We start from the raw sequence: 21304 nt of genomic DNA on the forward strand, positions 1-21304 counted from the left end.
TGTCAAGGTGTCCAAATCTGTAAGAGTTACAAAATCTTGAAACTCCTCTGGTATTTCCGTTATAAATGGGTCATAAACCAAAACCTTCATGGAAAAGCCTTTTGCTCGTCTGGCTACATTTTTTGCAATGGAACCAAAACCAATTAATCCTAAGTTTTTTTCAAAAACGTCTTTTCCGATAAAAGTTTTCCATTCCCCGTTATGTACTCTTTCATTGGTAATAGAAATTCCCCGGGAAATATTTAAAATATGACCAAACGCCAGGTCGGCAACGGCGTTTGCGTTCATTGCAGGTACATTGGTAACGCAAATTCCCAATCTCTTTGCATCCTCCAAGTAAATGTTATCCAGCCCGGCACCATGCTTGGCAATAATTTTCAAATTCTTACAACGCTCCATGTCCAGAGGATAAAAGGGATGGGCACCAATAATCAAACCATCATATTGGGGAATTACTTCTTTGAACTTGTTTTCGTCAAAATCCGACCCCATCAAAGTGTATTCAATCCCGGCTTTCTCCAAAACTTCAAAGGGCTTAGGACTTGTTTTCCCAAAGGATCTGGATGTAACTAGTACCTTTTTCATTTCTCCGCCCCCTATTTTAAGCCGTACTCCAAAGCCAATTTTTTGATTGCTGCAAAATCCCCTGCTTCAATCAGCTTTTTGTTTACCAGATTTCCGCCAACGCCAACGCCAACACAGCCAATATTGATAAAATCACCATAGTTGGATGCGTCTACGCCCCCTACAGCAGTCAAAGGAATGCCATCAATAGGCCCCATCATCGCCTTAATGTAGGGAAGGCCCAAAGCTGCTGCCGGGAATAGCTTCACCATATCCGCACCCCAATTGTACGCCGTAATAACTTCTGTAGGGGTCACAGCACCTGGAATGGAAACTAAGCCCAATCTTTTCGTTGCTTTGATAACCCCCTCGTCCACGTTGGGGGAAATAATATACTCCGCACCTGCCTCCTTTGCACGGTATACATTTTCCGGTGTCAAAACCGTTCCTGCTCCTACTGCAACCAAATCACCAAAATGCTCTTTAATCATGCGGATAGATTTTAATGTATCTAAGCTTTGTTCCTCACTTTTTAAACTAAAAGTTACCTCTACGCAAGTAATCCCGCCGTCCTTTAACGCCTGTACTGTTTGAATCATATCCTTGGAGGAAATTCCCCTGACAATGGCAATCACCTTACCATCTAAAATTCTCTGCAATGTATCTGCCATAAAATCCATCTCCTTTTGCAAATTTCCTAGTCTTCCTCTACAATTCTGGCTAGCTCCAAATAACCATACAACCCAAAGCTTTCCCCTGCTTTGCATGATACAATTTCCACTTCAATTTTCGGTAGAATATGTCTAGAGATCATCTCATAGCCCTTAATATAATTCTTTCCCCCGATAATGACCACTTTTTTCACGCCATTCCAATCTCTTTCAAGCTTATATTTCAGCATGTCAATGACGCCACCTGAAAGAATGCCGGAAAGAAGAGAATTTCTGATTTCATTTTCACAAACGCCAAAAACCTTTGTTGCATGAATGATATACAACGCCCTTGCCAAACCGTAGGTTTTCACCATATGATAGCCTTGAATCACATATTCTTCCGTTAAGAAAATATCTTCTTGGGTAAGCTCTCCGCCAAGAATGGTATCCTTTTGAATGGCATAATTTAACTCTCCCGTAAAATTGGATACAATATCTGTAATTATGCCTTTTTTTACATAAAGCATATGGGTATGGGAACCGGGAGAAATCATAACGCAATCTTGCTCCTTCGGAATGACCCCACAGGCAATCATCCCAATGGCCTCAATTTCTTCCCCTCTGACATTATTCATTTTCTCGATATTTTCCATAGTCACCACCTGTCCCGGCTGGGCAGTTTTTACCCCCGGAATAAGATTCAACTTCCGTTGAAAATACCTTTCTTCAAAATGAATATATCTTTGCTCCAACAACTTTTTTCCGTCTACAGGTGTGCTGATATGTTCTACCTCAATAATCCCAAAGGGATTTGTCACCATTCCGGAGAGCCATATGCTTTCAATATCCCTGTCCCGCAACTTGTTTTTTTCCAAAACACGCTCATAAATTCCCTTTAAACCGCTTAAAAGCACGTCATTACTCCCCGAAATAGCCGAATCCTTGGTACCCACATTTGCAATAACGGTATCAACAGGCTGCTTTCCCTTTACTAAGTAAAGCTTGGAGTTTGACGTGCCGGAGTCTATATAAATATGATACATTTCTCACACCCCTTTTTATTTGTATTCCGCAATCATAATGACTGCGGAATACATCATACAAATTAATTATGAAAAAAGATTTGGTAGAAACATAGAAATCGGTGAGATATATGTAATCAAAAGAAGACATGCAATCATGACCAAAATAAAAGGTATGATGCCCCTGGTGATTGTTTCCAAAGGCTCCGAACCCACACGTGAGGCAACAAAGAGGTTAATGCCCAAGGGCGGTGTAATAAAGCCGATGGCTAAGTTCACAACCATAATAATACCGAAGTGAATCGGGTTGATACCGATGGAAGTTGCCACTGGGAGCAAAATAGGGGAAAGCACCATGATTGCCGGTGTAGTATCCATAAAACAGCCCACAATTAACAACAAAATATTAATTAACATCAAAATCAAGAAAGTATTGTCTGTTGCATTGATAATTGCATTCGTAATCATATTTGGAATTTGCTGAATGGTAAGAATTTTGGTAAAAGCAGTTGCGCAACCCAGAATAACCATGGTCGTTGCCGTTGTGGAGCAAGCACTGCCTACCGTTGCAAACAGGTTTTTGAAATCCAATTCCTTGTGAATGAATACCCCGCAAACGAAAGCATAAACCGCAGCCACTGCTGCCGCTTCTGTTGGTGTAAAAACACCTGCATAAATGCCTCCAAGGATGATTACTGGGTTAATCAATGCCCATTTTGCTTCCCATACCGCTTCTAATTTTTCCTTTGTTGTATAAACCTTTTCATCCCCCTTCCAGCCCTGTTTTTTGGCATAGAAGTAACAAAAGAAAATTAACGCAAGACCGATTAATAAGCCGGGTAAAAATCCAGCCAAGAAAAGACTAGAAATAGATGTACTGGTGGAAACACCATATATAACCATAGGAATACTGGGAGGAATGATAACACCAATGGAACCGGCACAAGCAACCAATGCCAGGGTGAATTTTTTACTGTATCCCTTTTCCAACATGGTGGGAATAACCATAGAACCAACGGCCGCAACGGTTGCAGGGCCGGAACCGGATACCGCAGCAAAAAACATACATACAACTACGGTTACAATGGCAAGACCGCCTGTAATTCTTCCGAAGAAAACATTACATACGCTCAAAATTCTTTTGGAAACACCCCCGGCACCCATTAATTCCCCTGCCAAAATAAACAAAGGGATTGCCATAATCGGGAAGGAGTCACAACCTGTAAATAATGCCTGAGGTACATATCCGGGCGTAAGTCCTTTTGTAAACATAATGGCCAAAAGGGAAGCCGAACCAATGGCAATACCCACGGGTACATTTAAAATCAGGAATAAGGCAAGGCCGCCGAATAATGCTGTAATTACCATTCTCGAGCCCCTCCTTTCATAACATCTTTTATCTTAAACACAATTACTTGAATCTGGCGGATTGCCGTCAAAGCAAAGCCAATCATGGGTGCGGAATACATAAACCACATGGGAATTTGCATTGCGGGAGATTTCTGATTTAATTTGATCTGCTGCATTACAACGCCATATGCTAAATAAACAATAATTACAGAGAATACAAAAAATAAAACATCACCTAAAATGATTACAAAAGGTCTGAGCTTTTTGGGAAACAACCCCAAGGCCGCCTCGATTTTGATATGCTTCATCACGCGGGCACCATAACTGATCCCCAAATAAATCAGCCAAATAAAGAGATATCTTGCCATTTCTTCGGACCAAACCAAAGAACTGCCAAAAACATATCTCATGATTACCTGAATAAAGATAAGTAAGGTCATTGCCACCATCAGAATTGAGCAAACGGCCAATTCAAACTCCTTATCCAGCCATTTTAAAAAGTTCATTGTTCCACCTACTTTTTCTCATAAAATTTGTATATATTGTAAATCGGGGCTTTGATAAGACCGTATTGTTTTACCAAAGCCCTCCTTTTGTAAACTATCTCTCTAAAATCCCAATAAATAAATGAACTGTTTGAAGCTTTTATTATTCGGCCAACATTTGATCCAAATAGTCAGGGTGTTCCATTTTTTCTTTCACCAAATCAAAAATATTGTTGTCTGTTACTACTTGCTGCCATTCGGCCTTTTCGTCATCTGTTAATTCAACAACTGTTGTTCCGCCTTCCGTAAATCTTCCAAGAATTTCTTTTTCTAATTCCTGAGAACGTTCTCTCTGATAAACAGTAGATTCTTCTGCCGCTTTTAAAATTGCATTCTGCTGATTTTCGGAAAGAGAGTTGAATTTGTCCAAGTTCATGCAAACGATATAAGGTGTATAAACGTGCTGTGTCAAGGATACATATTTCTGAACCTCTACAAACTTGTTCGCATCAATAATGCCCAAAGGATTTTCCTGTGCATCTACGGTACCCTGTTGTAAAGCGGTAAATAACTCAGTAAATGCCATGGGTGTAGGGTTTGCACCGAATGCAGTCCAAGCTGCAATATGCACTTCGTTTTCCATTGTTCTAACTTTAAAGCCTCTTACGTCAGCAGGCGTCTTTACTGCAACTTTGTTGTTTGTAAAGTTACGGAACCCGTTTTCCCAAAAAGCCAAGCCTTTCAATCCCATGCTTTCCATACCATCAAGAATTTTCTGGCCAACTTCACCATCTAATTTTGCATAAGCATCTTCCGTATTTAAGAACAAATAAGGTGCATCAAATAGGTAGAAATCGGGATACATTGTAGCCAAGGGGCTGGTAGAAGATACACCGATGTCGATGTTCCCCATTGCTGTTGTTTCGATAACTACGCGGTCATCCCCCAACATATTATCGGGGAACAGATTTACCACAACAGAACCTCCGGATTCTTCTTCCGCCACTCTTTTGAACACTTCTCCTGCGTCTTTACCGGAAACAGAGGTCACGTTGGAGAATACCAATTCTACAGTTTCTTCGCTTCCTTGTTTTGTGCCTTCCGCACTGCTGTCCTCTGCGGGAGCACTGCCGCCGCAGCCTGTTACCATTGCAACTGTAAGTACAGATGCCAGTGCCATTGCTAAACCTTTTTTCAACTTAAACATAGATTTTTCCCTCCTTGGAATATAAAGCGTTTGTCTCATTTATTGGAATTTTTCCTAATTAACCTTGTTCTTTTGTTATTTCGTACCAATATAAATATTTTTGGTACTTCTTACTGTAAAAATCTTTCATTTCCGGATTGGGTATAATTACCTGAGAATAATTACTCTTAAAATTTTTCGCATCAGGAATTACTCCCAAAAGTTCCATCCCCAACGCCACCGAACCGATTAAAGAGCTATGCTCCACCTCGTCAATGGTCATTTTAATCTGGAATATATCTGCACACATTTGTGTCCAAACCTTAGATCTGATAATGCCGCCGGAAAGCATTACTTTTTTCGGCTTTCCGTTTAACTTAACCAATTCCTCGTAGCATTGATAGAGGTTAAATAACACTCCCTCTTGAATGGCACGATAAGAATCATATACGGTATGGCTTGGTTTTAAGCCATAGAAACCGCCATCTCTTTCATCGTTCCAACCGGGACATCTCTCGCCAAAAAGAAAGGGTAAAAATACAGGTACATCCTCAATATTTTTGCATCCTGCCTCCATTTCCAAATAAGAAACGTCCTCTTGAAAATATTTTCCCTTAAACCAGTCAATGCAATTGCAGCAACCGCTGGTTGCCGCCCCGCTTAACCAAGACTTTGGCGATAAATAGCACCATGTACTAGGTTGATCAGGTAGAATAGGCTCTGATGTACTTAGCCTTAATGCTCCGCTGGTTCCCACGGAAAAACTCATAACCCCTTCCTCAACGGCACCCGCACCAACCTGATTCAAACCGCCGTCTGGATTGGTGGCAATCACAGGTGTTCCTACGGGAAGCCCTAAAAACGCTGCACCTTCATCGCTCAGCTTTAATGTATCCTTATATGTAATAATCTTTGGAAGCTGCTCCAGCCCAATACCATTTTCCTTCAAAATATCTTCATCATAGGTTTTGGTATGAATATTTAATAACCCTGTCCCCGAAGCAACGCTGTCTGTTACAGCCCACTGCCCCGTCAAACGATACGTATTATATGTACCTTGCCCTACAAATCGGTAATCTTCCAGCTTATAACCCAACTGTCCTAAAAGCTTGATTTTAAACACAGGGTATATGGCATTTACCATACAACCGGTTTTTTGATAAAAACGATTCACATATCCTTCGTCTTTTCTTAATTCCTTGCAAATATCAGCAGCACCCATATAAGACCATAAATAAATGGGCGTCTGTGGCTCCATATTACAATTACAAAGCATTAAACTATGCCAAGTGCCACTAAGCGTAACCATATCAATTTTTTGATTTTCACACATTTTTTTTCCTAGGTATACCGTCTGCTCAAACACATCCTTTGCATCGTGTAATGTCACATCGGTATGCTTTAAAATGTATGGTATCGATTCCACATGGAATTTACCGGTATCTGTATCATATACCATAGCTTTTGCAGAGGTAGTGCTGGATTCTAATGCTAAAATCTTCATTTATCCTTACCCCCAACATTTTCTTACCATTCAGCAACGGTTCCGTCGCTATTTCTCCAAACAGGATTTTTCCAGTTATGACCCGTTTCTGCCTGTTTTTTTACAAATTCTTCGTTGATTTCAATTCCCAAGCCCGGTTGGCTGGGAATTTTCACAACCCCATTGCCGTAATCAAATACACTGGGATTCACCAAATAGTCCAAAAGATCACTGCCTTGGTTATAATGAATTCCCAGGCTTTGCTCTTGAATGATGGCATTGGGCGTACACGCATCCATCTGTAAACATGCGGCTAATGCAATGGGTCCTAAGGGACAATGGGGTGCCACTGCCATATCGTAAGCCTCCGCCATTGCAGAAATCTTTCTACACTCCAAGATGCCCCCGGCATGGGAAAGATCCGGTTGAATCACATCCACAATTCCTTGCTCAAAAATCTTTTTAAAATCCCAACGGGTAAATAATCTTTCCCCCGTTGCAATAGGAGTGGAAGTATATTTGGCAACTTCTTTCAAAGCCTCATAATTTTCACTAAGCACAGGTTCCTCAATAAACATGAGGTGATAAGGCTCTAATTCTTTCGCCAAAACCTTCGCCATACTTTTATGTATCCTGCCATGGAAATCTACGGCAATCCCAAAATCTTTGCCACAGGTTTCTCTGATGGCTGCCACTCTCTCAATCACACCTTCTACTTTAGAAAAACTGTCAAGGTAATGCATTTCTTCCGTTGCATTCATTTTGATTGCTTGAAAGCCCAAATTCTTTTGCTGTAATGCGGCTTTCCCTACGTCAGTAGGTCTGTCCCCTCCAATCCAGCAGTAAACGTCAATATTATTTCGGCAAGCACCGCCTAACAATTCGTAGACAGGTGCATTATAATATTTCCCTTTGATATCCCATAAAGCTTGCTCAATGCCGGAGATGGCACTGGTAATAATGGGGCCGCCACGGTAAAATGCACCCCGATACAGGGTTTGCCAAATATCCTCAATTTCCAATGGATTCCTTCCAATAAGATAATGGGACATTTCTTTTACACAAGCCGCTACCGTAGAAGCCTTTCCTTCCACAACAGGCTCACCCCAACCAAAAATACCTTCATCCGTTTCGATTTTCAAAAAAAGCCATCTGGGTGGAACTTGAAAAAGCTTTAAATCTGCAATTTTCATGCTGTCAACCCCTTAAAAATCCTGACAATCAATCAAAACCTTGCAAGTACCTGCCGAAGGGTCTGCAATCATGTCGAAAACCTTTGGGCTATCCTTTAAGGAAACAACATGGGAAACGATGTTTTCCAAGTCTTCATTTATTTTCTCTGAATAATCAACCGCTTGTCTAAATTCTTCCTTTGTATAAACACGGGTTCCAATTAAAGTTTGTTCTTTAAAGTTTAAATCTCTAAGGTTCACCATGTGAGGATGCTTGTGCACCGCTGTCATGCAAATCGTTCCGCTTACACGAGTAATATCCGTCATTTGCATTGCTGCAATTTCTGAACCGGAGCATTCAAATAATAAATCCGCACCTTCGCTATCCGTTGCAGCCTTCACAACCTGTTCCAAATTTTCATTTTTTGCATTAACAGGAATCATGCCAAAAGCTTTTGCTTTTTCCAATTTCTTATCGTCCACATCGGAAATGAAAACCTTCCCAGCACCCATATGTACTAACATCATGCCTGTAATCATTCCAATAGGGCCTGCACCAATTACCACACAGGTATCCAAAGCCTTCATTTTTGCCTGATGGATACTTCTTACAATGACTGCCAAAGGTTCAATGACCGTTGCCGCCTTGTCAGAAACACCATCAGGTACCTTAAACATAACGTCTTCGTCAACATAAGCATATTCACAAATGCCCCCGTCCACATCAATGCCAATTAATCCCAAGGTGTTACAAACATGCTCATTTCCAGTTCTACATGCAAGGCAATGTCCGCAAGTTAATAAAGGATACGCCACCACACGATCACCTTTTTTAAATTTCTTGCCATCTTCTTCCACCGTTCCCAAAAACTCATGCCCAAAAATCAAAGGGGCTTTTGCTCTGGGATGTGTTCCTAAATAAATTCCCATGTCGGAACCACAAATGCCACAATACTTCATCCGTACCTTTACTGCACCTTCCTTTGCCAAAGGCTCTGCAACTTCCAAAACCTCAGCACCTTTCGGCCCAGTATAAACCAATGCTTTCATTTGTTTTCAACTCCTTCATTTGGTTTTGATTAAAATTTCAAAAAGCTATGAAATTATCGAGTTAAAATATTTTTATTTCTCTAAAAAATTTTTTTAGCATTTTTAAATATTTTATTAATACAAGTATATATTTTAAAATGTATATCGTCAATATTATTAATATACCAATAAATTTAATTTGTTTTTGTGCAAATCTTCCAAACTCAGCTTAAATTTTGTTTCATTGCCTTTTATTCTCAAACTAATTGCTAAAATAGTGTTGAAAATATTAGATAGAAATGATATTGACAGATTGCAGTTTAAAATTTAAATTAAATATATCAAGTGGGTTAAAAAATTTTTTATATCAATAATAAAATCTAAATTTCTCCGTTTTTATTATTCCAAAATGCATTTATAATTGATATAATGGTAGAAAAAACAATTATCATGCAGTTTTTAACTTTAAATAAATTTTTACGGAGGATTGTCATGGAAAAACAAACAACAAAACTCACATTGGCTGATACCATATACGCAAATATTCGTGAAGACATCACCCAGCATATCATTAAGCCTGGAGAAAAAATCAACGTAAAGGAACTTTCAAAACGATACGGTGTGAGTGAAACCCCCGTAAAGTTTGCGTTAAATCGTTTAATTTCAGAAAAGATTATCGAAAACTTCCCAAGACAAGGCATGAAGGTGCATAGCGTTACCGCAGAAGAAGTCGATGAAATTTTTGATACTCGTTTAATGTTGGATTTGTATTATATGAAACAAATTATTTTAACCGTTAGCTTTAACGATGCCCTTAAGGACGAATTTCAGAAAAATATCGACGAGCATTTACAGCTCGTAACGGATTTATCTCCCGATTCTCCAATAGAGGATTATCTTCGCAATTATGAATTGGATTATAAATTTCATGAGTTGTATTTGAAGTGTAGTGGCAATCAAAAAATTGTTGAAATCTTTCATTATATCAATCCATTTTTATACTCCAACTTTATTTTCCGCAGACAATCTAAAGTAAAAGATATTAACGGAGTAAAAGAGCATTTAGCAATTCTTGATGCAATTCTTGCAGGAGATGAAATCACCCTGAAAGAGGCTTTGACCGTTCATATTATGAATGCCAAAACTGCCATCGGTTTGATTTTAAAGGTGGATAAAATTATTTAATATTTTTTTGTAAGTTTCCCTCTTTGGGTGTCTTGCAAACCACCCTTTGGCAAGAAAAAGACAGATTGCACCTTTGGTGTGACATACAAATATTGCAATTTAGGGTTGCAGTTTAACACTTAGAGAGGAGCTTTACAGCATGGTATCATTCGATTTAACAGGAAAAAAAGCAATTGTAACAGGTTCAACCAGAGGTCTTGGACGAGGTATGGCAGAAGGACTTATGGAAGCGGGTGCGGAAGTGGTCATTATGGGTACTTCCGAAAAAACACTGGAGGTTGCCGCAGAATATACAGAAAAGGGCTTTCATTGTCATGGCGTTGCGGCTGATTTGAGCAACAGAGAAAGCCTAGAGAAAGGGTTTCAAGAAGCTTTGGAAAAATTAGACGGATCCCTGGATATTTTTGTAAATGCGGCCGGAATCCAAAGACGTCATTTTTGTGAAGAATTCCCCATGGAAGATTGGGATGCTGTCATTGATGTAAATTTAAATGCCGTATTTATGTTGTGTCAGTTGGCAGGAAGAGAAATGATTCACCAGGGCTATGGCAAAATTATTAATGTTGCTTCTATGCTCAGCTTCTTCGGAGGTTATACCGTTCCCGCCTATGCAGCTTCCAAAGGTGCTGTGGCTCAGCTTACCAAAGCCCTCTCCAATGAATGGGCTTCAAAAGGAATTAATGTAAACGCCATTGCCCCCGGCTATATGGCAACAGATATGAACACTGCTTTGATCAATGATGAAGGCAGAAATAAAGAAATTTTAGGTCGTATTCCCGCAAAACGTTGGGGAAATGGGGAAGATATGAAGGGCATTACCATCTTTTTAGCCTCCCAAGCTTCTGACTACTTAAGCGGTGCAGTAATTCCCGTTGACGGCGGATACTTAAGCAAATAATCTGAAAAGATTTTTCTATACTTTGTCTCCTTTTTTATTCTTATAAAAGTGGCGGTTCCACATTTAAACCGCCACTTTTACTTTCTGCAAAAAATCATATTTTATTTTTAAAACAGCCAAAAGTGGCAGCCTTTCGGCTGCCACTTCTACATTAAACCTATTGTTTGTTTACAACGATTGACAAAGCATCCTTCTCTTATCAATTTAAATTTTTTAAATTCTTAAGGGAAAAATCCAAAATGGGAGCAGAATGGGTAAGGGCTCCACTGGAAATATAATCCACTCCAATTTCACAAAGTTCTTTCAAACGTTCTTTGGTTACATTCCCCGAGCATTCCGTTTTTGCTTTGTCTCCAATTCGATCAACTGATTTTTTCAATATTTCATTACTCATATTATCAAGCATAATAATATCTGCCCCGGCTTCTATCGCTTCATCAACCATTTCCAAGGTTTCTGCTTCAACTTCAATCTTACGGACAAACGGCGCATATTCCTTTGTCAGCCTTACAGCCTCAGAAATACTTCCTGCTGCCGCAATATGATTATCCTTTATCAGTATACCGTCTGAAAGGTTATATCTGTGATTATTGCCTCCACCAACCTTTACTGCATACTTCTCGAAAATACGCATATTGGGCGTTGTTTTTCTTGTATCCAGTAATTTCGTTTTATAAGGTTTCATTACCTGAACACATTCATTGGTATATGTTGCGATCCCACTCATGCGCTGTAAAAAATTTAAAGCTGTACGTTCACAGGTTAATAAGGCTCTCACATTTCCATAAATAGTTCCTACGATTGTTCCCCTTTGGATGAAATCACCATCTTTATATTCCGTTTCAAAGCGAGCAGTGGAATCAATTAATTGAAAAACAAAAGCGAATATATCAAGTCCCGCAACAACACCTGTCTGTTTGCATATTAATTGTGCCAAGCCTTCCTTTGTAGGAGAGACAATTGCATTTGTTGTAATATCCTCGCTGGTGATATCTTCTTTCAGCGCAGCTTTAACGTAATCCTCTATGTTAACTTTCATGCTTGCACAATCTAGCATATTTAACACTCCCTTTGTTTAATTCCTCCCAAACCAACTTATGGTACTCTTTTTCCAGTTGTTCTATGTTTTTATACCGATTATCCTCCTTTGTCACACCCATATTCTTAAACTGCATATTTTTAAGCTTTTCACCAATAACATATGCCGCTCTTTTTGAAAAAACCAAGGCTTCTAAAAGAGAATTACTTGCCAAACGGTTGGCACCATGTACTCCATTACAGCTTGTCTCCCCCACGGCGAATAAATTCTCCATGGACGTTTGGCCATCAATATTAATCTCAACGCCACCCATAAAATAATGCTGTGCCGGCGTAACCGGAAGAATATCCATTGATAAATTATATCCTTCTTCTAAACATTTTTCGTATATGTTTGGGAATCTTTGTTTGATTTTCTCCTCTGGGATATGACGCATGGACAAATAAACATAATCGGAATCATCCTTTTTCATTTGCTCAAAAATTGCAGCACTTACAACATCTCTTGGCAACAATTCATCAACAAACCGCTGACCCTCTTTATTAAGAAGTATGGCTCCTTCCCCTCTGACAGCTTCTGAAATCAAAAAACTTCTACCCTTTCCCTTGGAAAAAAGTGTGGTAGGATGAATTTGAACATAGTTCATATCAAGCAATTTAACCCCATGTTTTATAGCAATGGCAATGGCATCTCCTGTAATATGTTCCATATTCGTGGAATGTTCAAACAAACCTCCAACCCCCCCAGTGGCCCAAACCACTCCACGAGAGGATATGTTATAAATTGCATCTTCCTTATCTTTTAAAACAACGCCTACGCAAGTACTGTTTTCTTCCAATATATCAATCATCGTAACAAAAGGAATGATGCTGATGTTAGATTTCTCTTTTACTTGCTCCAGCAATTTTTCAGTAATTTCTTTCCCAGTAATATCTTTATGGTGCAAAATTCTGTTAACAGAATGGGCACCCTCTCTTGTATATAAAAAATCAGCCCCTTCGCAATCAAAATTTACACCCAGTTTCACCAAATCCTCTATAATACTGCGTGATGAGCGAATGAGTACCTCAACGGATTTTTTGTTGTTTTTATATCTTCCCGCTTTTAATGTATCTTCAAAATATGCTTCATAATCATCTTGATTCTTAAGTACAGAAATTCCGCCTTGGGCTAAAAACGAATCACTGTCCTCAGGCTGCTTTTTTGTAATCATAATAATCTTATAGTTTTCCGGTATATTTAAAGCACAAAATAAACCTGCTGCTCCTGTTCCAACAATTACAACATCAGCTTCTTTTATCACAACGATACCTTCCTTCACAATATCCTTTGCTACCTGTCATATTTTTAGTGGTTTTCATTATTTGGCCAGTTCATGCATTTTTGTTAAAGGAGCTTGGGCTTTTTGTCTTAAATCTTCATTTAAAATCATTTCATTCTCCATAGAATTTAAAATCTGATAGACCTTTTCAAGTGTATTCAGCTTCATTCCGAGACACTGTTGTTTTTCATTTACAAGATAAAAAATCTTATTTGGATTTTTGTTGCGAAGTTGGTGTAAAACACCGTCTTCCGTAGCAATAATAAAACTATGACCTTCACTTTTTGTAGCATAATCAATAATTTCCGAAGTACTTCCGATAAAATGGGCTAAGCTTAAAACATCGATACTGCATTCCGGATGGGCTAAAACTTCAGACTCAGGATGTTCTTGTTTTGCCCTTTTTACATCTTCCATTCTGATGTCCTGATGAACAGGACAGTAACCATGATGAAAAACAAAATTTTTATTAGGCATCTTTGTGGACAAATAAGTCCCCAGATGATTATCAGGAATAAACAAAATATTTTTCTGTGGCAGTTTAGAAACAATCTTTAATGCATTGGATGATGTTACACATACATCGGAATGTGCTTTTATTTCTGCGCTGGAATTAATATAACAAACAACAGCGATATCATCATACTTGGCTTTTATATTCTGTATTGTTTCTTCATCAATCATGTGTGCCATCGGACAGTCAGCTGTATCGTCAACCATAATCACACGTTTTTCAGGATTCAAAATTTTAGCACTCTCTCCCATAAATTTAACACCGCAAAACAATATGGTTTTTTGAGAAATTTCCGTTGCAATTTTGCTTAAATAGTAAGAATCCCCTACATAATCCGCAATATCCTGTACCTCTCCGTCTACGTAATAATGTGCTAAAATGGCCACATCATTCTTTGCCTTCAGCTTTCCTATTTCTTCCTGTAAATTCATTCTTTCACCCCACTTAAGAAACTTTGATTATTCATGAAGCATTTCTTTTTCAATCAACACTATACAATTTAGCATTGCTTCAAAATCCAAAAAAGCACATTTTTTATTAAATGCATTTTTTTGGATTTTTTTGTATACATATTCACTACTATTATATAGATTATTCTGGAATTGTCAATAAACTGTCCATCAAATTTTCTTACTGTTGTATGGCATTGTATGAAATTCTTACTAAGTAAATATCTGAACAAATAAATGAATTTTAAAAATTTTATTCGCATACATTTTTAATTTCCATTCATAAAATAATATTCAAGTCAAACGCAGTAATTTGTATTGAATTACTTATAATCCGTTTTACTCCTAAGGAAACACTGATTTAATAGAAGATGCACAGATGGTCGAGAAAACTTGTAAATTTTTAGCTTTACAGTTATAATTATAAGCAATGTTGGGATATTCTATTCATTCTGTCACCACTGCGTTTGTCCATATTTTCTAGGTTTGTCCTAGTTTTTTTTTCTGAAAAATAAAAGGAGGTCAAAAATGAATTTTTTGAATTTATCTATTACACAAGACAAAAAGATAATAATACAAATCACCAACACCTTAGAAAGTAATACAATGGAAAACAGATTCACATGTTATGAACTGATTTTTCTTGATAGAAAGTCCGGTGACGTCATATGAATTACAAAAATATTATTGTCTGGATAGTAACCGTATTTTTGTCTATTATCTACATATTTTTTGGTCATAATATTGCTTCAAAAAATCTTACGGTTATGGATAGCCAACAATCCTATTCCGCAAAAGCAATCGTTTTGAGTATTGAAGATGAAGTACAAGGGCAATCTTATGAGGGAATTGCACCAATTGTGGCAGATACAACAACCCTATTTACTTGTAGGCTATTGGAAGGGGAGCATAAAGGGGAAGAAATCCTTGCTGCTCAGATAGGTGATTCTTCCTTTTCGGCTGCAAAACAGAAAATCATTTCCGTTGGTGACAAAATTATCGTATATAACTATCCCGCAGAAGAATATGGAACAGAGTGGATATTCGGTAATTATGTACGTTTCGATACCTTGATGATCTTTGCTGCTACCTTTTTTGTTCTGTTATTGCTATTTGGATGGGGAAAAGGAATTAATACAATCATTTCGCTGACATTTACTTGTTTGGCGATTTTCCTCGTATATATTCCATCTATTTTAAGTGGTCAAAACATATACATAAGCACTTTAATTGCATGCGGCTTTATTACAATCATGACCATTCTAATTACAAACGGATGGAGCAAAAAAACTTTAGCCACCATACTTGGCTGTCTGTTTGGTGTTTGTGTCGCTGCCTGTCTTTCCCTTATCATGGACAGGGTTCTGCATTTGACTGGTGTTATAGATGAAAACTCCATTTATTTGACCGCACTGCCTTCTCCGGTAAATTTAAATGCAATTATTTTTGGCAGCATTGTTGTAGGTTCTTTAGGTGCAGTTATGGACGTGGCGATGGATATCGCATCCTCCCTCTACGAGATATGCCAACACTCAGATAGATTATCCTTTGCTAGACTAGTAAAAAGTGGTCTTACCATCGGGCGGGATATTATGGGCACCATGTCAAACACATTGGTGTTGGCCTATATTGGAAGCTCTCTTTCTGTTGTTTTATTGTTAATTACCTATGCTGATTCAATTTCTTCGTTGATAAATAGAGAAATGATTATTGTTGAATTTATCCAAGCACTCATCGGAAGCACTGCAATTCTGCTTACTATTCCTCTTACTGCAATCATTTGCGGAATGATTTATATTGGGAAACAGAAGAAACCTCGCAGCGTGCGCAAACAAAGAATATATTAATTTCTTTTCACACCCAGACTGTAGACAAAGTCAAACCTTTGAGGGTTTTGTCCTCAAACATCCACAAAGGTTTTCAGATCAGCACTTTGCTACGCAAAAGCCAGCTTCACTGTCTACCTATCTTTGGCTTTGGCAGTAAGGGGGCAACACCCAAGGTTTGTCAACGGTCTAAAAGGGTGTCGACTAAGTCGACACCCTTTTTGCTTAATTTTTTTGTTCTGTTAAATATAAATACTTTATTCTTGCATGAACGATAAAGGCAATGGCACAACCAATTGCTGCAGTAATAAACTGCGTAATTGAGAACGTCGCTTTTACAACTCCCACCATCTTTTCGGGCACGCCTCCGCCAAAGAACGGAAGCACTGCGTACCATACCAACAACCATAGAACGACAGCCTTTAAGATTGCCCCAAGTGCTAACCATGCCAAAAGCTTCTCTTTTTTTCCTTTGCTTGCCAATAACACTAACGTTAAATTCCCCAACATAATCACAATGACCATCATAGGAATTATTTGCAAAATGGGTGTCTGCCCCATAAAATAAGCAATCACAGGAGTAATGACAGCAATAAAAACGCCGCTGGAAGTTCCTACAGCCAAGGTTGCCATAACCAACAGTGCATTAACAGCAGAGCCCGTAAGATAAACAGAAATTCCTTTCAAACTCTGAAAAACAATACACATTGCCAGTAATAAAGCAGTTAATACCAATTGTTTTGATTTCATTTTGCCTCCTCGAGGTTCCCCTCTTATTTCTCTTCCAAACCAAATTCTCTTTCCATATTAATTGTGTTCATATCGTAACCAGCCATGCCTTCATAAGGATTTTCCGTTGCTGCCTCTTTGCCGTAGCGGTTCAAAAGAGCGATCCCCTTTTGATCATGAGACAAGGATGCCGCACCACCGGTACAGCCATTCTTGCAAGCCATACCTTCCAATAAATTAGCATTCAGCTTGCCAAAAGACGCCAGTTTCATATTTTTAATACATTCATCAATTCCGTTGCAGTAGATAGGTTTGATTTCTTTTTCAATGCCTTCCAACTCCGCAACCTTTACAACGCTTTCTCCAACCCCGCCCGTTCTTCCGAAAATCCGTCCAAAATACGAGGGTGCGCCTGCGTCTCTTTCATCAAAATCTTCCAACACAAGACCTTTTGCATCAAACGTTGCCTTTAATTCTTCAAAAGTCAAAACATAATCAACGATTCCCAGCAAATCTTCTTGCTTAATTTCAACCTTCTTTGCCACGCAAGGCCCAATAAAAATAATCTTGGCTTTTTTATCCTTTTCGTGAATTGCTCTGGCAAGGGCAATCATCGGTGATACCGTTGTAGAAACATGATCCATAAATTCCGGATAATTTCTACGGATATAATCCACAAAGGCAGGGCAGCAAGAAGTTGTTTTCCAGCCTTTTTCGTCAATAGTTTCTGCAAATTCCTTAGCCTCGGCAATGGCAACCATATCCCCGCCGATTGCCGCTTCAATTACATCATAAAAACCTAACTCTTTAATCGCCGCAAAAACTTGACCCATTTTCACCTCAGGGAACTGGCTGGCAATTGCAGGAGCCACAATGGCATAAACATGATAACTTGTATTGTTCCATGAATTTTGAATTAAATCCAAAATATTCAAAATAAAGGATTTATCCACAATTGCCCCAAAGGGACACTGATACACGCATGCTCCACAGGAAATACATTTTTCGTGATCAATGTATGCTTTTCTCTCTTCATTTATTTTAACCGCACCAACGGCACAAGAACGAATACAAGGTCTTTTTACTTCACTTATCGCATTAAAAGGACAAGCCTGCTTGCAGCGTCCGCATTCGATACAAAGCGCCTGATTGATATAGGATCTGTGGTTTACAATAGTAATTGCATTTCTTGGACAAACCTCTTGACATTTGTGTCCTAAACAGCCACGGCACGCCTCCGTAACAACAAAACGGTCAATGGGACATTCGTCACAAGCAGAAGATAGCACATTAATAACCCGATTATCCTTGGAAGGTTCCAGAACTAAACGAACACGCTCTTCTATAATATGACGTTCCTTATAAATACAACATCGAAACATTGCCTTGGGCCCCGGAATAATTGCCTCCGCAATCTCTCTATAAGAATTGATGGATTTATCCAGTGTTCCATGAAAAAAGCGCTGTGCAACTTCTTTATTTACCAAGTATTTGATATATTGAACATTGCTTTCAAATTCCTTCATTTTTTTGCTCCTCCTCTTAATAATAAAAATGCCCTGGCATTTAAGTCCATTTTTGATTACACAGATAAAAAATCCCCTTAATATTATGCAAACAAAAATTTCTATTTTTGAACATAACCCATAATTCGAAAGACTGATTAAAAGTTACTCTTTTTATAATGCTATAAAAACGAAGCTCACTGTATACAGTATACCGCGTTACTTTTTTTTAAACATTTCCCAAAAATTTTTCGTAACTTTTTCGTAATCCCCTACTTATGGGCTAATTCTAACACAGTTTTATTTCGCATGCAAGCTAATTATCCTTGAAAACCATGTAATAGTGAACAAAATTTTAGTCCCATTTTAATGCTATCTGCCATGTAGTTGGAAAAGCATATTACTATAGACAATTATTCTCTTAAAAACCATTGCTCATAAGGCTTTTTCTTTGACCGATAAGTTTATATTTTAAAAAAAACAGCAAAAAAACCTCTTACCTGTTTCGTAAAAGGTCCAATTGTTAAAAACATGTTAAAGAGGTTTAAGGATTAGAAAAACAAAATTCAATTGGGAAACACCAGTGTAATCTTCGTCCCTTTTTTCAGTTCACTGGTCAAATTAATTTTCGCATCATGAAGCATTGCCCCATGCTTCACAATAGAAAGCCCTAAGCCAGTTCCTTCCGTTTCCTTGGAACGACTTTCATTTGCCCGATAAAACCGTTCAAACACACGGGCCTGGTGCTTCGGATCAATTCCCATACCCGTATCGGATACGGTAACCAGAATTTCATTTTCTTTATTTTCTAAAGAAATGGTAACCTTTCCATTCTCATAATTATAACGAATGGCGTTGTCACAAAGATTATAAATCATTTCCTGCAAAACCTGTTTTACACCTGTAATCATTGCCGGCTCTACATTTACGGCAATGGCCACTCCCTTTTTATCAGCAATGGGTTCCAGCCTTCTCACCGTGTCTTGAATCAAAGATTCCAAGTCAACAGATTCTTTTTCCATGGTGTTCTGCTTTTCATCCAACTTAGAAAGACCAATAATATCCTGTACCATTTGAATTAATCTTTGTGCTTCATCGTATATTTTCCCTGCAAATCTAGGTACATCATCCCCATGTACCATTCCATTTTTCATAATTTCCGCAAAGCCCGAAATGGATGTTAAAGGGGTCTTCAGTTCATGGGAGACATTGGCTGTAAATTCTCTGCGAAGGCGTTCCCCTTCTTCCCGTTCCGTAACATCAAAAAGCAGTAAAATAGCTCCTGCAAGAGTATCCTCCTGGAGCACCGGATTTGCAAAAATCTGGCAAACCTTTCCCCCTATTTGAATCTTTTCTTCCCGATGGGCCCCCGCCAAAGCCGCCTCCACCGAGCAGCGAAATCCCTCGCTGCGGTTTAACTGAAAAACATTGGCTTTTTCCCTGGGCGCCTCAATTCCCATCAGATGAAGGGCACCGATATTATAGGACAGCACATCACCATGCGCATCCAAAACCAAAAGTCCTTCCTGCATATTTGAGGTAATTGTATCGAATTCTTGCTTTTGACATTGCAATTCCCGCACTTGTAAATGAATCTGTTTTTTTTGAACGGCAATTCGCCTTAACAGCGGCGCCAATTCATCATATACAACGGCAAGTTCAGGCTGCTCTAAATCAATATCATTAATTGGCTTTGTGATTTTTTTTGCTGTTTGAAATGCCAAAAAAACAGAGAAGAGAATTGCTAAAAGCAAAATAATGGCCAATGGCTGTGTCATGGTAAAGAATAAAGCAATGGGGCTGATTGTCAAATCAGAGATGCGTAAAACGGTACCATCATCCAGCTTCAAGGCATAGTACACCGTTTTTTCAGAAAGGGTCTTGGAATATCGAACACTGAAGCCTTCTCCTGTTTCAAATGCAGCAGCAACCTCCTCACGTTCTTTATGATTATCCATTTTTTGGGGATTAGCCTTGGAATCAAAAAGCACTGTCCCACTTTCATCGATCCATGTAATACGCTGAGAAGGCTTTTGGATTTTTTCAAGGTATGCCAAACCACCGTCTTGAATTTCCGCCCCAATAAAAACTGCTTGACTGCGTAAATCATCCCGCTGCTCTGAGGAAAAATATGCGTTCATCATCCCAAAAACCAGCCCAATTACTGCCAGCATCATAACCATCGTCAATCCAAATATGGCTCGGAAAATACGCTTTGTCACAAATTTCCTCCTATCTTATATCCAATTCCCCGCACCGTCTCAATATATTGTCCCCATTCCCCTAACTTCTGACGAAGGGTTCTTATATGCACATCAATGGTACGGTTTTCCCCGTCAAAACCATACCCCCAAATATGATTCAACAACTGATCTCTTGTCATAACCCTACCTTTGTTTTCCAAAAGTAAACAAAGAAGCTCAAATTCTTTTAACGTAAGTATTACTTCTTTACCAGCTACCGCTACCTCATGACGGGATTGACTGACGGATAATTCACCAAGTTCATATTCTGCCTTCTTCTCTTCTCCTTCTGCTCGACGCAAAAGGGCTTTCACCCGGGCAAGTAATTCCATCATGCCAAAAGGTTTTGCCACATAATCATCGGCTCCGCTGTCTAAGCCCATAACTTTATCATATTCGCTTCCCTTTGCTGTCAACAGTATAATAGGAATTTTTTTTGTTTTTGCGGAAGCCCTAATTTTTTTCAAAATGCTGATCCCATCCTCTTCAGGCAGCATCACATCTAACAGTATTAAGGAAGGTAACTCGTTTTCCATTGCATCCCAAAAAGCGGAGGGTTTTTCAAATCCTTCCGCAATAAACCCCGCACTATGTAATGTATAGGCAACTAACTCCCGAATACTGTTATCATCCTCAACCAAATAAATCAAA

The 21304-nt window shown here is 38.7% G+C and carries 19 protein-coding genes; 3 read left to right on the forward strand and 16 right to left on the reverse strand.

Annotated elements, in window-relative coordinates:
- The 9 genes from P9Q65_RS03590 to P9Q65_RS03630 all read right to left on the reverse strand — a co-directional run.
- Positions 1-585 (reverse strand): NAD(P)-dependent oxidoreductase (locus P9Q65_RS03590; RefSeq protein ID WP_304507881.1); only part of this gene is annotated, 585 nt, incomplete at its 3' end.
- An 11-nt stretch (positions 586-596) separates the two neighbouring features.
- Positions 597-1235 carry a bifunctional 4-hydroxy-2-oxoglutarate aldolase/2-dehydro-3-deoxy-phosphogluconate aldolase gene (locus P9Q65_RS03595; RefSeq protein WP_304507883.1) on the reverse strand — a complete coding sequence of 213 codons (639 nt, stop codon included), beginning with the start codon at positions 1233-1235 and terminating at the stop codon, positions 597-599.
- A gap of 26 nt (positions 1236-1261) precedes the next feature.
- Positions 1262-2260: a 2-dehydro-3-deoxygalactonokinase gene (locus P9Q65_RS03600; RefSeq protein ID WP_304507884.1), complete on the reverse strand. Its 999-nt coding sequence runs from the start codon at positions 2258-2260 to the stop codon at positions 1262-1264.
- 66 nt (positions 2261-2326) lie between these two features.
- Positions 2327-3607 carry a TRAP transporter large permease gene (locus P9Q65_RS03605; RefSeq protein ID WP_304507886.1) on the reverse strand — a complete coding sequence of 427 codons (1281 nt, stop codon included), beginning with the start codon at positions 3605-3607 and terminating at the stop codon, positions 2327-2329.
- Entirely contained in the window at positions 3601-4095 is a 495-nt protein-coding gene (locus P9Q65_RS03610; protein ID WP_304507887.1) for a TRAP transporter small permease, read from the reverse strand. Before P9Q65_RS03610 ends, P9Q65_RS03605 begins: the two co-directional genes overlap by 7 nt.
- A 142-nt stretch (positions 4096-4237) precedes the next feature.
- Positions 4238-5281: a DctP family TRAP transporter solute-binding subunit gene (locus P9Q65_RS03615; RefSeq protein WP_304507889.1), complete on the reverse strand. Its 1044-nt coding sequence runs from the start codon at positions 5279-5281 to the stop codon at positions 4238-4240.
- 58 nt (positions 5282-5339) lie between these two features.
- The gene (locus P9Q65_RS03620; RefSeq protein ID WP_304507891.1) at positions 5340-6764 is read right to left on the reverse strand and encodes a gluconokinase; all 1425 of its coding nucleotides are present in this window, start codon (positions 6762-6764) and stop codon (positions 5340-5342) included.
- 23 nt (positions 6765-6787) lie between these two features.
- Positions 6788-7936 carry a galactonate dehydratase gene (dgoD, locus tag P9Q65_RS03625; protein WP_304507893.1) on the reverse strand — a complete coding sequence of 383 codons (1149 nt, stop codon included), beginning with the start codon at positions 7934-7936 and terminating at the stop codon, positions 6788-6790.
- A 12-nt stretch (positions 7937-7948) separates the two neighbouring features.
- The gene (locus P9Q65_RS03630; RefSeq protein ID WP_304507895.1) at positions 7949-8965 is read right to left on the reverse strand and encodes a zinc-dependent alcohol dehydrogenase; all 1017 of its coding nucleotides are present in this window, start codon (positions 8963-8965) and stop codon (positions 7949-7951) included.
- A 471-nt stretch (positions 8966-9436) separates the two neighbouring features.
- Between P9Q65_RS03630 and P9Q65_RS03635 the strand changes: the two genes are divergently transcribed.
- Positions 9437-10129, forward strand: coding sequence for a GntR family transcriptional regulator (locus tag P9Q65_RS03635; RefSeq protein WP_304507897.1), 693 nt, complete (start codon positions 9437-9439; stop codon positions 10127-10129).
- 139 nt (positions 10130-10268) lie between these two features.
- Complete coding sequence (locus tag P9Q65_RS03640; RefSeq protein WP_304507899.1) at positions 10269-11027, forward strand: SDR family NAD(P)-dependent oxidoreductase; 759 nt, start codon at positions 10269-10271, stop codon at positions 11025-11027.
- A gap of 199 nt (positions 11028-11226) precedes the next feature.
- Here P9Q65_RS03640 and nadC read toward each other — a convergent pair whose 3' ends face one another.
- Genes nadC through nadA form a run of 3 tightly spaced genes read right to left on the reverse strand, consistent with a single transcriptional unit; the run spans position 11227 to position 14332 of the window.
- Positions 11227-12084, reverse strand: a complete 858-nt coding sequence (nadC, locus tag P9Q65_RS03645) for a carboxylating nicotinate-nucleotide diphosphorylase (protein WP_304507900.1) — start codon at positions 12082-12084, stop codon at positions 11227-11229.
- The gene (locus P9Q65_RS03650) at positions 12056-13366 is read right to left on the reverse strand and encodes an L-aspartate oxidase (protein ID WP_442870834.1); all 1311 of its coding nucleotides are present in this window, start codon (positions 13364-13366) and stop codon (positions 12056-12058) included. Before P9Q65_RS03650 ends, nadC begins: the two co-directional genes overlap by 29 nt.
- A 60-nt stretch (positions 13367-13426) precedes the next feature.
- Positions 13427-14332, reverse strand: coding sequence for a quinolinate synthase NadA (gene nadA, locus P9Q65_RS03655; protein ID WP_304507903.1), 906 nt, complete (start codon positions 14330-14332; stop codon positions 13427-13429).
- A gap of 686 nt (positions 14333-15018) precedes the next feature.
- On the opposite strand from nadA, the gene P9Q65_RS03660 reads away from it, so the two are divergent.
- The gene (locus P9Q65_RS03660) at positions 15019-16197 is read left to right on the forward strand and encodes a YibE/F family protein (protein ID WP_304507904.1); all 1179 of its coding nucleotides are present in this window, start codon (positions 15019-15021) and stop codon (positions 16195-16197) included.
- Between the two features lie 204 nt (positions 16198-16401).
- Here P9Q65_RS03660 and P9Q65_RS03665 read toward each other — a convergent pair whose 3' ends face one another.
- The 4 genes from P9Q65_RS03665 to P9Q65_RS03680 all read right to left on the reverse strand — a co-directional run bounded on the left by P9Q65_RS03665 (position 16402) and on the right by P9Q65_RS03680 (position 21303).
- Positions 16402-16926 (reverse strand): ECF transporter S component, encoded by a 525-nt coding sequence (locus tag P9Q65_RS03665; RefSeq protein ID WP_304507905.1) that lies wholly within the window; start codon positions 16924-16926, stop codon positions 16402-16404.
- Positions 16927-16949: 23 nt separating this feature from the next.
- Complete coding sequence (locus P9Q65_RS03670; protein WP_304507906.1) at positions 16950-18431, reverse strand: 4Fe-4S dicluster domain-containing protein; 1482 nt, start codon at positions 18429-18431, stop codon at positions 16950-16952.
- 545 nt (positions 18432-18976) lie between these two features.
- The gene (locus P9Q65_RS03675) at positions 18977-20632 is read right to left on the reverse strand and encodes an ATP-binding protein (RefSeq protein WP_304507908.1); all 1656 of its coding nucleotides are present in this window, start codon (positions 20630-20632) and stop codon (positions 18977-18979) included.
- Positions 20629-21303 (reverse strand): response regulator transcription factor, encoded by a 675-nt coding sequence (locus P9Q65_RS03680; protein WP_304507910.1) that lies wholly within the window; start codon positions 21301-21303, stop codon positions 20629-20631. The genes P9Q65_RS03675 and P9Q65_RS03680 overlap by 4 nt, the downstream gene beginning before the upstream one ends.
- Position 21304: the final 1 nt, after the last annotated feature.

It is taken from the genome of Anaerotignum sp., from assembly GCF_030625865.1.
Lineage (GTDB): Bacteria > Bacillota > Clostridia > Lachnospirales > Anaerotignaceae > Chakrabartyella.

Excerpts from the sequence above, each read along its gene's own strand:
- P9Q65_RS03600 (WP_304507884.1), bottom strand. The coding sequence starts at position 2,260 with ATGTATCATATTTATATAGACTCCGGCACGTCAAACTCCAAGCTTTAC.
- P9Q65_RS03640 (WP_304507899.1), top strand. The coding sequence starts at position 10,269 with ATGGTATCATTCGATTTAACAGGAAAAAAAGCAATTGTAACAGGTTCA.
- P9Q65_RS03620 (WP_304507891.1), bottom strand. The coding sequence starts at position 6,764 with ATGAAGATTTTAGCATTAGAATCCAGCACTACCTCTGCAAAAGCTATG.
- P9Q65_RS03630 (WP_304507895.1), bottom strand. The coding sequence starts at position 8,965 with ATGAAAGCATTGGTTTATACTGGGCCGAAAGGTGCTGAGGTTTTGGAA.
- P9Q65_RS03665 (WP_304507905.1), bottom strand. The coding sequence starts at position 16,926 with ATGAAATCAAAACAATTGGTATTAACTGCTTTATTACTGGCAATGTGT.
- P9Q65_RS03610 (WP_304507887.1), bottom strand. The coding sequence starts at position 4,095 with ATGAACTTTTTAAAATGGCTGGATAAGGAGTTTGAATTGGCCGTTTGC.
- P9Q65_RS03615 (WP_304507889.1), bottom strand. The coding sequence starts at position 5,281 with ATGTTTAAGTTGAAAAAAGGTTTAGCAATGGCACTGGCATCTGTACTT.
- dgoD (WP_304507893.1), bottom strand. The coding sequence starts at position 7,936 with ATGAAAATTGCAGATTTAAAGCTTTTTCAAGTTCCACCCAGATGGCTT.
- nadC (WP_304507900.1), bottom strand. The coding sequence starts at position 12,084 with ATGCTAGATTGTGCAAGCATGAAAGTTAACATAGAGGATTACGTTAAA.
- nadA (WP_304507903.1), bottom strand. The coding sequence starts at position 14,332 with ATGAATTTACAGGAAGAAATAGGAAAGCTGAAGGCAAAGAATGATGTG.
- P9Q65_RS03660 (WP_304507904.1), top strand. The coding sequence starts at position 15,019 with ATGAATTACAAAAATATTATTGTCTGGATAGTAACCGTATTTTTGTCT.
- P9Q65_RS03635 (WP_304507897.1), top strand. The coding sequence starts at position 9,437 with ATGGAAAAACAAACAACAAAACTCACATTGGCTGATACCATATACGCA.
- P9Q65_RS03670 (WP_304507906.1), bottom strand. The coding sequence starts at position 18,431 with ATGAAGGAATTTGAAAGCAATGTTCAATATATCAAATACTTGGTAAAT.
- P9Q65_RS03605 (WP_304507886.1), bottom strand. The coding sequence starts at position 3,607 with ATGGTAATTACAGCATTATTCGGCGGCCTTGCCTTATTCCTGATTTTA.
- P9Q65_RS03595 (WP_304507883.1), bottom strand. The coding sequence starts at position 1,235 with ATGGCAGATACATTGCAGAGAATTTTAGATGGTAAGGTGATTGCCATT.